Below are 12,990 nucleotides of genomic sequence, written 5' to 3'. Positions count from 1 at the left end.
AACGGCTTTTCCAACTTTCGTACTTATTAACTAACTTCACCGCCCGAAATAGTACATAAATGAAATTATTAGAAGGAAAAACCGCACTTATCACCGGTGCATCAAAAGGAATAGGCCGTAAAATAGCCGAAAAATTTGCCGAGCACGGCGCTAATGTAGCTTTTACTTACCTGTCGTCTGTTGAAAAAGGACAGGCGTTAGAACAGGAATTGCAAAGCTTTGGCACACAGGTTAAAGGCTATCGCTCCGATGCCTCCAAATTTGATGAAGCCGAAAAATTGATAGCCGATATTATTGCCGATTTTGGTACCCTTCATATTGTGGTTAATAACGCCGGTATCACCAAAGATGGTTTACTGATGCGCATGACCGAAGAAGCCTGGGACGAAGTGATGAATGTTAACCTGAAATCTATCTTCAACGTAACCAAAGCAGCTTCAAAAATCATGATGAAAAACCGTAACGGTGTGTTCATCAACATGAGCTCGGTTGTAGGTGTGCAGGGTAACGCCGGGCAGGGTAACTATGCCGCTTCAAAAGCCGGTATCATTGGTTTCTCCAAATCAATGGCTAAAGAATTAGGCTCACGTAATATCCGCACCAACGTTGTTGCGCCTGGTTTTATCAAAACCGAAATGACCGAAGTGTTAGACCCTAAAGTTGTTGAAGGCTGGGCGGCAGCAATCCCGCTTAAACGCGCCGGGGCAACTGAAGATGTAGCCAATGCCTGTGTTTTCCTGGCGTCAGATATGGCAACCTATATCACCGGGCAGGTTATTCCGGTTGATGGGGGGATGCTTTAGTATTAAGTCAAAATTCAAAAAAGTAAAAAGTAAAAAAGCCTTTGAGGTTTGAGACTTACGAAGTTTTTAAAACTTCGTAAGTCTGGTTTAGGCGGCTGTCTTGTCTGCTATGCCCGGGTTCCAATGAACCAATAACATTTAAACATTTTCTGATCGTTTTTTAGCATTCGCGCTATTTCTGCAATACCTATTGCTTACATTAGTATGCAATTACAATCGATTGCGGATTGGTTTAAATTTCTTAAACTTATAGTTTCTCACCACTATGAAAAAAACTTTAGCGCTTGCGCTTGGCTGCCTGGTTTTGGCTGGCCTTACTTCTTTTAATCCCGATAACGGCTGGGTTAAGCTTATGGATAAAAAGATGAGCAAATGGACTATTTACCAAAGCTACCGGTTAACCTATCCCTACAAAGGTGAAGCACCTAAAGGTGCCGATGGTAAAACGCTGCCGCCTATTGGTTACGATAAAAATGAAGGCAATTTATTTTCGGTCGAGATGCAGCATGGCGAACCTGTATTGCACATCACCGGCGAGATATATGGTTGTATTTATACTAAACAGGAATTTCAAAATTATCGCCTCAGGCTGAAAACTAAATTCGGCACCAAAAAATGGGAACCACGTTTAAATGAACCTATGGATTCGGGTTTGTTATACCATTCGCAGGGCGAGTGCGGGGCCGACTATTTTCATGCCTGGATGTTATCGCAGGAATTCCAGGTGATGGAAGGCGGCATTGGCGACTACTGGAACGTAGGCACTGCACATGCCACTGTGAGGGCCGGCAAGCCCGACGGTGTGCCTAATTACGTGTTTAATAAAAATGCGGATAAGGTTTTCATGGGCGTAGGCGCCCCTAACCAGGGCTTTTGCCAGCGCCAGCAAAACTTTGAAAACCCCAAAGGCGAATGGAACACCATGGAGTTGATTTGCTACGGCGATAAAAGTGTTTACATTGTAAACGGCCATGTGGTAAATGCCCTATCTAACCTGGGCTACCAGGACGGTAAGGAAAGCAAACCCCTAACCAAAGGCAAACTCCAGCTGCAAAGCGAAGCCGCCGAAGTTTATTTTAAAGATATCGAGATTAAAAGCATCGATAAAATGCCGGAGGAGTATGCGGGGTTGTTTTAGCTGTCTGAATCAGAATTTTCAGAATTATTAAATTAGCAGAATGTGTTTTTTAATTCTGAGCATTCTTAAATCCTGAAAATTCTGATTCTGACATTATACCCTCAAAAACGTCTTCTTCTGATACAAATAATATAAAAACAGCCACTTCACCATCACAAAGGTAATGGCCATGGCCACGGCGTTAAACGGATCGCCTATGAGCTGGCCTATCCAGCCAAAAAAGCCGTTGTTGGTATAACTCCATTTAATGAAGTGGCCCGATACGTAAATCAGGATGGAGTTCATGCCTATCACCCTAAAATAAAACGACCATTTTTGGTAGCCCAACACATCAATAATATAGTAAAAGAAAGCCATCAGCAATAAGCTTAAACCGCCTACCTGCATTACAAACGAACTGGTCCACAGGTTTTTGTTGATAGGGAAATCGAGGTTCCAAACCTGGGCTATGATCAGGAAAGCCACACCGGCGATGGCAAGGATGGCTACTTTTTTCATTTGTGCAAGGCCTGTTTTTTTAAGGATGGTACCGGTGATAATACCCAATAGCCCGGTACTGATAGCCGGGATGGTCGAGAACAATCCTTCGGGGTCATGAATGCCTAAATATAGTTTTCCTGGCAGGATAACCCTATCCATGTAGGATGCAAAATTGCCCTGCATGGTTAAATCGCCATGCGGATAGCCCGGTGCCGATGTGAATTTTAACAGCAGCCAATAACCTATAATGAATACCCAAAACCAAACCATCTGCATGCGCTCGCTGCTGTACAGGTAAATAATATTGGCAAACATGTAGGCTATGCCTATGCGGCCTAGTACGCTTGCAAAGCGGATTTCACTAACAGGCATAATTTTTAAGCCATTGTTTACCACCAGGCCCAGCAACACCAATATGAACGCCCGTTTTATAACGCGCAATACCAGTTGCTGCCTGCTTTTGCCTTTCTCCAGTTCGCGGCCCACCGAAAATGGAGTTGATACACCTGCCATGAACAGGAATAAAGGGAATATCAGATCGTATAAATGAAAGCCGTTCCAGTCGGGATGAGTAAACTGGTTGGCAATGGAGCCCCAGAATGGCGAGCCCGTAGCCTTGGCCATGGTATGGAATATCTCTTCGCCACCCATTATCCAAAACATATCAAATCCGCGCAGTGCATCCAACGAGAAAAGCCTGGTAGGCGCCGAGTTGATACTATCGGGCGCGGTATCGCCTGTAACGGTTTTTGCTTTGGCACTCATTATTTTACGGTTTATTGTGATGAACTAAAGATAGGAAAAATTAGATATGAGATTTGGGATATGAGAAAAAGAAGTAGTGAGTAGTAGTTGAGTGAGCAGTTTTTAATAACAAACCATCCATCGGCGACAGCTACCAATGAACCAATGAACCAAACTTTAAGTCTCATATCTCAAATCTCACCTCTCAAATCTGTTTTACGTTGCCGCTTTAAGTCTCATATCTCAAATCTCACATCTCAAATCTAAAAAGTACCTTTGCCGGATGTTAGAGATCGTATATCGGGATGAATACCTTATTGCTGTTAATAAGCCGCATGGCCTGTTGGTACACCGGTCGCCCATTGCGGCAGAGGCCACGGAGTTTGCCCTGCAGATACTGCGCGATCAAATAGGGCAGAAGGTTAACCCGGTACACCGGATAGACAGGAAAACGGGTGGCATTTTACTTTTCGCCCTGGATAAGCAGGTGGAGATAGCCATGCAACAGGCTTTTATGGATAACAAGGTGCAAAAAAAATACCTGGCCATTGTGCGCGGGCATACAGTTGATACCGAGGATATTGATTACCCGCTACGCAAAGAGAACGGAACTTTGCAGGACGCATTTACCACATACACCACGCTTAAACGTGCCGAGCTTGATGTGCCGTTTGGTGCACACCCCACCTCCAGGTACTCCATGGTAGAAGCTGTACCAACCACGGGGCGCATGCACCAGTTGCGAAAACATTTTGCCCACATATTTCACCCCATTATTGGCGATCGTACGCATGGCTGTAACAAGCAGAATAAGTTTTTTACCGAAACCTGGGATATGAACACCATGTTGCTCCACGCATCGCACCTGCAATTTAGCCACCCGGTTACGGGCTTGCAAATCACTATAAACGCCGGTTTTCAGCCCGAATTTGCAAGAGTGATGGAAATAATGGGCTGGTAAGTTTTTTAGCTAAATAAAGTAAACAAAATGGGCTTGTATTTGTAGGTTATGCAAATACATTAAACATGACAAAGCCTGTAGATTATACATTATATACATCAAATGGCGACCGCTTGATTACCATTAACCCGGTAACCCAACCCGCAACGGGTGGCTACATACAAGCTACCGGTGTTTTTGGATTGAACGAGGGCACGGTTGATTTAGGCGACATTGTTTTTGACGATAACATGAACCAATGGGAGTACAGCGGCATGGGCGACCTTACCCACCTGCAAGCCGAAGAAATTGCAAGTTTTATTAAAAGCTACCACGAGCCCAACGCCGAAGACAGGGAGTTTGATGAGCATAGTATAAGGTAACGATGGATAGTCTTAAGTCGGAAGTCTTAAGTCTGAAGTTCAAAGTCGAAAATGACAATTCAGACTTCAGACTTAGGATTCTTGCAAGTTTTATCAAAAACTACCACGCGCCTAGCGCCGAAGACAGGGAACAACGGATAGTCTTTAGTCGGAAGTCTTAAGTTATAAGTCTGAATTCTCATTTCTGACTTCAGACTTAGAACTTAAGACTTAGGGCTTAGGACTTGAGACTTTATTTTAGTTCAAGCTATGCTCAATATCCCCGGCCTTCAACAGGCACTCTTTTACCGTACCAACAATATCGGCAAGGCTAAAGGGTTTGGCCACAAAGGCATCAGAGCCATAATTGCCCAATGACTCCAGCACCCGTGGGTAAGCCGAAACCATAACTACCGGTATGTGGGCCGTGAGCGGGTTGGTTTTTAGCATATGGCAAAGTTCGCCGCCGTTTATGCCAAAAAGGATATAATCTAATATCACCAGGTCGGCGTTAAAGGCTATGGCCGATTTGCATATGTCATCGGTGTAATTTAAAATTTCAATCTCGTAACCCTCCATCTCGAGCACGTCTTTCATCACCTCAAGGATATCTTCGCTATCATCGAGTATCAAGATTTTTTTAGACATTTTTTATATAATTGGTACTCTCAATAACGTGGCAGATTTAGGTTTTGTTTTTTGCAGTTACAACCTGGGGTTGTAATGTTTTGAATTACAGCTAAATATTTTTTTTGGTAACAGTCTTCTTACATTACGCCGACAATTTTACGCATGCGCGCCTCCAAACAGGCTTACGTTACTTTAAGGGCGGTTATTAAAGCGTTTACAGTTTGCAATACCTTATCAAGGCTTGCGGGGGTGTTGGTAACCTTGGCTATCATAATGCCGCCTTCTATCAGCGCAATCATTGCCAGGGCTGTGCCGCTTAAATCAGCATCGGGCTTAAACTCGCCTGCGTCGATACCAGCCCGGACCAGGTTTTCTATCGATTTTTGCCAGCGGAGCACAGCCTGGGCAGCCTTATCTTTTAACATAGGGTTGGTATCGTCGGCATCAACGGCAGTATTCAAAATGGGGCAGCCACCCGCCGGGAATGTAGCCCTGGTGAAGCTGTGGTACACCTGGGCATAAACAAGCAGCTTATCGTAATAAGTACCGGCCTTTTGAATGCGGTCCTGGATCTGTTTTCTCAGGATAGCCGAGTTATGATCAAATGCTGCGGCGGCAACTTCCTCTTTATTGGCAAAGTTTCCGTAAATGCTCCCTTTGGTAAGGCCTGTAGCATCCGTCAAATCAGACAGCGAAGTGCCGGCATATCCTTTTTTATTGAAGATGGGCGCGGTGGTTTCTACGATAAACTTGCGGGTGCGTTCGGCTTTTGATAATTCCTTTTCCATGATACAAATATACCGGTTGGTATTTGAATTGTTGAAATTTTTGAGTGTGAGTTGTTTTTATATAGATTATCGAATAGAAAATCATGTCAGCTTTAAGCCTTCTGCCTTCTGTTTTTAGCACATATATAATCCGGATCAATGATCGCTCACCAAAACCACCGGCCCTGCCTGTTTTTTACGATCGAGCACCAGCAGCAATAACGGCATCGCCAACACAAATAACAGCCCTACAAAAATATAGGCATCCAGGTAACTCATCAGGAATGATTGCCTGTCTATCCCGTTATTTACTACAGCCATCGCTTTGTGCTGCGCCTCCATCAGGGTGCCGCTTTTGGCTGCAAAGTATTGGGTTAGCCCATTGATACGCTGTGTAGCCTGCGGATTATATATGCTGATGTTAGAGATAAGATCGTTACGGTGCGATCCAAAACGATGGGCCACATAAGTATTGATCATAGCGATACCGAACGAGCCGCCAAGCTGCCGCATCATATTGTTTAATGCCGATCCCTGCGGAACATCTTTGGCATCCAACCCGGATACTGCCAATGCTGTGAGTGGAACGGTTAAAAAAGCCAGCCCCAAAGCCCTGAATATAAGTATCCTGGCGAGGTTTCCGGGTGTTGCTTCGAGGTTTAAGCCCGACATCAGGAAGCTGAACATTATAAACAACACAAAACCGATGGTAATAATTATTAGTGGCGATACGCCCCGTTTAAGCAGGGTAGCCGAAAACAGCAGGCCAAAAATGGCTAATATAGCACCCGGCAACAAGGTAAGCCCCGTTATGGTAGGCGGGAAGAGTAATACCCGCTGTGCCAGCACCGGTGTTAAAAACACCGATGTAAACAGGCCTACACCTGTTACTGCGGTTAGTACTGCTGCAACGGCCAGCGATTTGCTTTTAAGCACCCGCAAATCGATAACCGGGTTGGGGATGGTAAGTTCCCACCAGATAAAAGTGAGAATGCTGAACACGGCAATAACGGTTAACGCAACGATATAACCTGCAGAAAACCAATCGTCAGTTTCCCCCCGCTCAAGTACAGTTTGGAGCGAGCCAACGCCTATAATCAATAAAAGGATGCCCCACCAGTCGACGGCCCTTGGTGTTACTTTTATCTCGGGTTCGGTAACCAATAAGATGCTGGATACCGCTACGGCGATGCCGATAGGGATATTGATAAAAAATATCCAGGGCCAGGAGTAGTTTTCGGTGATGAAACCGCCGAGGGTAGGGCCGATGGTTGGGCCTAAAAATACCCCCACGCCAAATAAAGCGCTGGCAATACCCGCACGGGCTTTGCCATAAACCTCAAAAACGATTGCCTGCGATACCGATAACAGCGCACCGCCGCCAATGCCCTGCAAAAAACGAAACAGCACCAATGTCCAGATATTTGACGCCACCCCGCACATGGCCGAAAAAAAGGTAAAGGCGATAATGGAGCCTATATAATAATTGCGCCTGCCCAGCCTGGTGGCTAAAAAGCTGGTCATGGGAATTACGATGATATTGGCAATGGCGTAAGCAGTGATAACCCAGGAAGTATCTTCCAGCGTTGATCCCAAATTACCGCTCATGTGCGATAAGGCAACATTGACTATCGAGGTATCAATGAGCTCCATCATAGCGGCGGTAATAACGGTGATGATGAGAATGCTTTTTTTCATGGCAGGGTTGGGTAAATACCATATAATATACCAAGTGGTATATTATATGGTAAATTTTTTAAACGGGCTATTATTCCCTTGGTAAATTAATCACCCTTAAAGCTTCATCGGGGTTGGATAGGTATAGCCTGTAAAATTGTTCGGTATTGGCTACACGGATCTCGTAGGTATCGCTTGCTAATGCGGCCAAAAACTCCTCGGCAACCTGGGCTGGGGGGATACCATTTTTACCACCAATTTCGGCCGAGAATTCGGTATCAACCAGCGGCGGCATCAGTTCAAATACTTTAACACTGGTATCTGCTAATACTAAGCGTAAGGCGCGGGTGTAAGCGTGTAAAGCAGCTTTGGTAGCGCCATAAGTGGCAAGGCTGGTACTTGGCGCAAAAGCTACTATCGATGATACGTTTACAATAGCCGCACCAGGTTGCTTTTTGAGCGATGGCAGCAGTTTTTCGTTCAGGCGGATAACCGACAGGTAGTTGGTCAGCATTTCTTCGCCGGCTTTTTCAAAGGTATTGGTATCGGTAAGCAGGTTATTAAGGTTTGCTGCGCCTGCGTTGTTGATCACGATGTTCAGTTCGGGGAAATCGGTAGTTAGTTTGGCTACCAGTTTTTCTACATCTTCGGCGTTGGATACATCGGCGGTTATTGCGCTCACATTTGGTAATTGGGCCACAGCTTTTTGCAAGCGGGCCTGGTTGCGGCCAATGATGATAACATGATTATCGGCTGATAATTTTTTTGCTAACTCAAAACCTATGCCGGCACTGCCGCCGGTAATGAGTATGGTGTTTTTTGAAGTTTTCATTGTTTTGCGTTGAGTGATTAAATTCAACACGACAAAAATATACCAATCGGTATATTTATACAATAGGTAATCTTCATCTTTGTGTCATCATTATCAGATGGCTTTTTTAGCGGTTATACCTTGCGTTTTTTAAAGCTGCAAAACAGGAAGTTTTGTTTGGTGGCAAAAGGGGTAGTATGGTCTTCGGTAAAACAGGTTACCTTTTCAAAATGCTCATCAAATATGGCTTGCAATTGTTGTTCTGCGTATTGTTTAATAGCTAACCCGCTGCATTTTTCGGGCCCGTTTTCAGAAAATGTTCCGATAACTAAATAATTGCCGACTGCTTTTGCGGCAATATTTAAGTAGCTGGCAATTTGATCCTGCGTTGTCAGGAAGTGGAAGGCCGCCCGGTCGTGCCAAAGGGTGTAGGTTTCGGTGGGTTCAAAATTGGTAACATCGCAAACTATCCAGGTAACCTGGCTGCTTTTTTCGCCAAGCCGAGCCTTGGCTTTGGCTAAGGCTGCTTCGGAAATATCCAACACGGTAATGTTGGTGTAACCCTCCTGCAGCAGGAAATCAACCAGTTTGCTGTCACCGCCACCGATGTCGATTATCCTGTCGGTTTTTGCTAAATCGAAATCGCGAATAAAATTAAGCGAGGTTTGCGGTACGGCTTGCGTCCAGCTTACCTGGTCGGGATTTTTGGTGTGATATACTTGTTCCCAATGTTCTTTTTTATCTGCTTCCATAAACGAGGTTATAGTGTCATGCCAATGATAAATTGACGGATGGCCTTTAGCCCAAAGTTTTAAGTTCTAAGTCAAAAAAAATTCAACTTTTGACTTACGACTTAGTACTGTTGACTTAACACTGGTTTGGCCGAACGAAGTTCCTGATAAATATCTGAAACGTAAAAATTGATTCTGTGCCGGGTTGTATGGTTAACCAATTTTAATTATTTTAATATCGTGCTGGTTTAATTTACCCCCGGCGCGGGATCCGGGCGATGGCAGAGCCGGGAGTTTTAAAACGTAAAATACCCGATTTTTCAGACTGCTTTTTCTGAACTTTTGCGAAAAAAATCTTCGTTTTACTTTTGTATCAATAAATATACTTTTTGTGTGAATAAATATCACATTTGTTGCGAAAAAGTGTGAATTTATTACCTTGTTTTTACCTGTTTGTGTATGAATAAAGCGCGGTTTTGATATAAAAAAGGAAGCGCGTAAATTTGTACTGTTTACCAGCGAAAAGAATAATAAAAATCGAATAATCCATTAACCCATAAATTTCGGCCCAGACAAAATGCGTTAGGGATCGTCGCGGATACCGGCTTGTGTACAAGGCCCGTGCAGTATGAGCAGAGAGCCCGGCCGCAGGCAACGCCGGGGAAAGAATCAGGAAGTTAGATTCAAGAATCAAGACGAAGACAATAAAAAAAGCATGCCGTCAATCAACCGGCAGGCTTAATTAAAAATATATAACCAGGTAATTAAGGGCTAAGGGAGGATAAAAACCGACAGGCTGCGTGGGCCGTGGGCGCCAATAACCAGCGATTGTTCAATATCGGCAGTTTTTGATGGGCCGGAGATGAATGCTCCATAGCCATACGTTGCGCTGCCAATTTTTTCATAAGCCTGCGCCATAGTCGGCACTAAGTTAGTTTTACTGATTACTACCGCCAGGTGCTGGGCAATAAAGGGCAGCACCCTGACGGTCATATCCTCTTCTGTGAGCCATAATGCCCCGTTTTCTGCAACGCCAAGGCCCGACCGGAGGATGCATAACTCCACATCGGCAAAACTGTGGGATAATTCGTGTTTTACATCGGCAACATAGGTGTATTCATTCAATTCCTTAATGCCTGAGATGATTTTTACACCGGGTTTAAACTCCTTGTGAAGGATGTTCTGGATGGCCGCATAGTCGGCCACTTCGTATACAAAACTACCCCCTGCACTGCCGATGGTTTTGTATTTTTCAACCAGGTTGTCGTTAGTGGATGTCAGGGTGCTTAAAACCTCAAGGCCGGGTAAATCTGCCTGGCTAAACTGGTTTGCATTTACGGCTGCTAATATGTTTTGGCGGCTGCTCATTTCTTGTTTTCCTTTCTTTTGGCATACCATTCGCCAAATGACTGTTCGGGTGCTTTGGGCATTTCGCGGTGTTTGTACCATGGGTTTGCGCCATTATTAACAGAGAAAGGCGCGTATTTGAACGTAAAGCGACCCATTTTGCCCGCCGCGCGGTAAATTGTGGGCGATGATAAGGTGAAAGCCATGCCTTTCATGGCTAAAGTTTTTGCTTTGGGCGTGTAGCCTGCCTTAACAATTACCTGCCGCCATTTGTATAGCTGGTCGTGAATATCAATTTTAACCGGGCACACATTGCTGCATGAGCCGCATAGGGTAGAAGCAAAGGGCAGGTCGGCATATTTTTCCATATCGAGGTTGGGCGCCAGGATGCTACCTATAGGGCCGGCAACCGCGGTATGGTAACTGTGGCCACCGCTTTTGCGATATACGGGGCAGGTATTCATACAGGCCCCGCAACGGATACATTTTAACGAATTGCGAAAATCTTCGCGACCCAACTGGATGCTGCGGCCGTTATCAACTATCACCATATGTATTTCCTTGCCATCCTGCGGTTTGCTGAAATGGCTGGAGTAAGTGGTAATAGGCTGCCCGGTGGCGCTGCGGGTAAGCAGGCGTAAAAATACGCCAAGGTGCTTGCGCTCGGGAATTATCTTTTCGATACCCATGGATGCAATATGGATTTCGGCCAGGTGGGCGCCCATATCGGCGTTGCCCTCGTTGGTGCATATTACAAACTCGCCGGTTTCGGCAATAGCAAAATTAACCCCGGTAAGAGCCGCGCGGCGGGTCAGGAACACTTCGCGAAGGTGCTGACGGGCAGTTTCGGTTAATATTTTAGGATCTGATTCGCCTTTGGCCGAGCCTAAATGCTGGTGAAAAATGTCGCCTATTTCTTCCTTTTTCTTGTGGATACAGGGTAATACAATATGGCTTGGCGGTTCGCCGGCCAGCTGCACAATGCGTTCGCCCAGGTCGGAGTCGATAACATCTATACCTTGTTTTAACAGGTATTCATTAAGGTGACACTCCTCGGTAAGCATCGATTTGCTTTTTACCATGCGGCTGATGCCGCGTTTCTCCAGCAGGGTATAAATGATTTTGTTATGCTCTTCGGCATTAGCAGCCCAATGTACTATTATACCGTTGTTGATGGCCTTGGCCTCAAACTGCTCCAGGTAGGTGCTTAGGTTTGATAGTACGTTGTTTTTGATTTGCGAGGCGGTTTCGCGCAGCAATTCCCACTCGGGCAGTTTATGCGCGGCAATATCGCGCTTGGCGCGCACCCACCACAGTGTTTCGTCATGCCAGTCAACCCGTGGCTCGTCGCGGTTAAATATAGCGGCTAATTGCGGATGATCTTTTGTTGCGGTGCTGCTCATTTAGATAGTGTGGTTTAAAATTTCGGCAACATGAATTACTTTAACATTGCTGTTTTGGCGGCGCAGGATGCCTTCCAGGTGCATCAGGCAGCTCAAATCGGCCGAGGTGATGTATTGGGCCCCGTGTTCAATATGGTCGTCTACACGGTCTTTACCCATTTTGGATGATACGGCTTCTTCCACCACGCAAAAGGTACCGCCAAAGCCACAGCAATCATCGGCCCGGCTTAGCGGAACAAGCTCCAGGCCTTTAACCATGCCCAGCAATTGGCCCGGCTTGCTAAAAGGTTCGGCAACCAGTTCTGTCATTTGCGAAATTCGCAACCCACGCAAACCATGGCAGCTTTGGTGCATACCTACTTTGTAGGGGAAGCTGGCTTCCAGGCTTTTTACCTGTAATATATCTACCAAAAATTCGGTAAGCTCAAAAACGCGTTTACGGATTTCTGCGGCTTTATCTTCGTTTTCGTGTGAATGCAGGTGTTCTTTAATATGCAGCGTGCAACTACCGGACGGACAAACAATATAATCGTAACCGGCAAAATTATCGATGAATAAATTATTGCAACCGCCGGTAAGATGCTCATAGCCGCTGTTGGCCATAGGTTGCCCGCAGCAGGTTTGATTTTTAGGGTAATGAACTTCGCAACCCAGCTTTTCCAGCAGTTCAAGGGTGGCAATAGCCGCCTGGGGGTAAAACTGGTCGACATAGCAGGGAACAAATAAAGCTACCTTCATTTTTGTGTTTATTTCAATTGGTTAAAGCAATATTAACGCTTATCATTTGCATAACTATCCTTAGGTATCTGCAAAGTATAGTTGTATATTAAAGTACCCAAAATACAGTTATAACAGGCAACTGTTATTCAGTTTTTTTTGCAAAAGGCTGGGGGAGATTGGCGTATTTGGGTAGCGGAATAATCCATGAGATAGAAGAAAAGTGAATTTAAAGCTTAAGCGGGCAATCTTATTAACACGCAATGCCCTCTTTACTCCATCACCTGGCGTTGCGCCTTCTGCATCTGATGTCTTTTTGTTTCTGTTCGTCAACCAATCCAACTACCCCAAGGTTAGCGCAACCTAATTCGCGGATATTTACCTCGCTTAAGCTCTGCTGAAAACTGAAACCGTCCGACCCACAAACTGGATGCTCACGG

At 45.2% G+C, this 12,990-nt stretch carries 13 protein-coding genes; 4 read left to right on the top strand and 9 right to left on the bottom strand.

Annotated elements, in window-relative coordinates; all coding sequences use genetic code 11:
- The first annotated feature begins 59 nt into the window (after positions 1-59).
- A complete protein-coding gene (fabG, locus tag AC1DV1_RS26580) occupies positions 60-803 on the top strand; it encodes a 3-oxoacyl-[acyl-carrier-protein] reductase (RefSeq protein ID WP_439698931.1) in 744 nt (247 codons plus the stop codon).
- Between the two features lie 265 nt (positions 804-1,068).
- The gene (locus AC1DV1_RS26575) at positions 1,069-1,941 is read left to right on the top strand and encodes a 3-keto-disaccharide hydrolase (RefSeq protein ID WP_477366096.1); all 873 of its coding nucleotides are present in this window, start codon (positions 1,069-1,071) and stop codon (positions 1,939-1,941) included.
- 93 nt (positions 1,942-2,034) lie between these two features.
- Here AC1DV1_RS26575 and AC1DV1_RS26570 read toward each other — a convergent pair whose 3' ends face one another.
- Positions 2,035-3,186: an acyltransferase family protein gene (locus tag AC1DV1_RS26570; protein WP_477366093.1), complete on the bottom strand. Its 1,152-nt coding sequence runs from the start codon at positions 3,184-3,186 to the stop codon at positions 2,035-2,037.
- Between the two features lie 262 nt (positions 3,187-3,448).
- Here AC1DV1_RS26570 and AC1DV1_RS26565 point away from each other — a divergent pair, with 262 nt between their 5' ends.
- Entirely contained in the window at positions 3,449-4,126 is a 678-nt protein-coding gene (locus AC1DV1_RS26565; RefSeq protein ID WP_477366090.1) for a pseudouridine synthase, read from the top strand.
- A 65-nt stretch (positions 4,127-4,191) separates the two neighbouring features.
- Positions 4,192-4,488, top strand: a complete 297-nt coding sequence (locus AC1DV1_RS26560) for a hypothetical protein (protein ID WP_477366087.1) — start codon at positions 4,192-4,194, stop codon at positions 4,486-4,488.
- A 237-nt stretch (positions 4,489-4,725) separates the two neighbouring features.
- On the opposite strand, the gene AC1DV1_RS26555 is transcribed toward AC1DV1_RS26560, so the two are convergent.
- From AC1DV1_RS26555 to AC1DV1_RS26520, 8 genes are all read right to left on the bottom strand, one after another.
- A complete protein-coding gene (locus tag AC1DV1_RS26555; protein ID WP_477366083.1) occupies positions 4,726-5,115 on the bottom strand; it encodes a response regulator in 390 nt (129 codons plus the stop codon).
- A gap of 164 nt (positions 5,116-5,279) precedes the next feature.
- Entirely contained in the window at positions 5,280-5,885 is a 606-nt protein-coding gene (locus tag AC1DV1_RS26550; protein WP_477366080.1) for a TetR/AcrR family transcriptional regulator, read from the bottom strand.
- Positions 5,886-6,020: 135 nt separating this feature from the next.
- Complete coding sequence (locus AC1DV1_RS26545) at positions 6,021-7,562, bottom strand: DHA2 family efflux MFS transporter permease subunit (RefSeq protein ID WP_477366077.1); 1,542 nt, start codon at positions 7,560-7,562, stop codon at positions 6,021-6,023.
- Positions 7,563-7,632: 70 nt separating this feature from the next.
- Entirely contained in the window at positions 7,633-8,373 is a 741-nt protein-coding gene (locus AC1DV1_RS26540) for an SDR family oxidoreductase (protein WP_477366074.1), read from the bottom strand.
- Between the two features lie 113 nt (positions 8,374-8,486).
- Positions 8,487-9,104, bottom strand: coding sequence for a class I SAM-dependent methyltransferase (locus AC1DV1_RS26535; protein WP_477366071.1), 618 nt, complete (start codon positions 9,102-9,104; stop codon positions 8,487-8,489).
- A 750-nt stretch (positions 9,105-9,854) separates the two neighbouring features.
- Positions 9,855-10,451: a LutC/YkgG family protein gene (locus AC1DV1_RS26530; protein ID WP_477366068.1), complete on the bottom strand. Its 597-nt coding sequence runs from the start codon at positions 10,449-10,451 to the stop codon at positions 9,855-9,857.
- Positions 10,448-11,833: a lactate utilization protein B gene (locus AC1DV1_RS26525; RefSeq protein ID WP_477366066.1), complete on the bottom strand. Its 1,386-nt coding sequence runs from the start codon at positions 11,831-11,833 to the stop codon at positions 10,448-10,450. Before AC1DV1_RS26525 ends, AC1DV1_RS26530 begins: the two co-directional genes overlap by 4 nt.
- Positions 11,834-12,571 (bottom strand): (Fe-S)-binding protein, encoded by a 738-nt coding sequence (locus AC1DV1_RS26520; protein ID WP_477366064.1) that lies wholly within the window; start codon positions 12,569-12,571, stop codon positions 11,834-11,836. It abuts the gene before it with no gap.
- Positions 12,572-12,990 lie beyond the last annotated feature (419 nt).

The organism is Mucilaginibacter sp. P4_D1 (assembly GCF_056401935.1).
The sequence above is the reverse complement of the archived record's forward strand: the minus strand, read 5'-3'. Positions and strand labels throughout refer to the sequence as shown.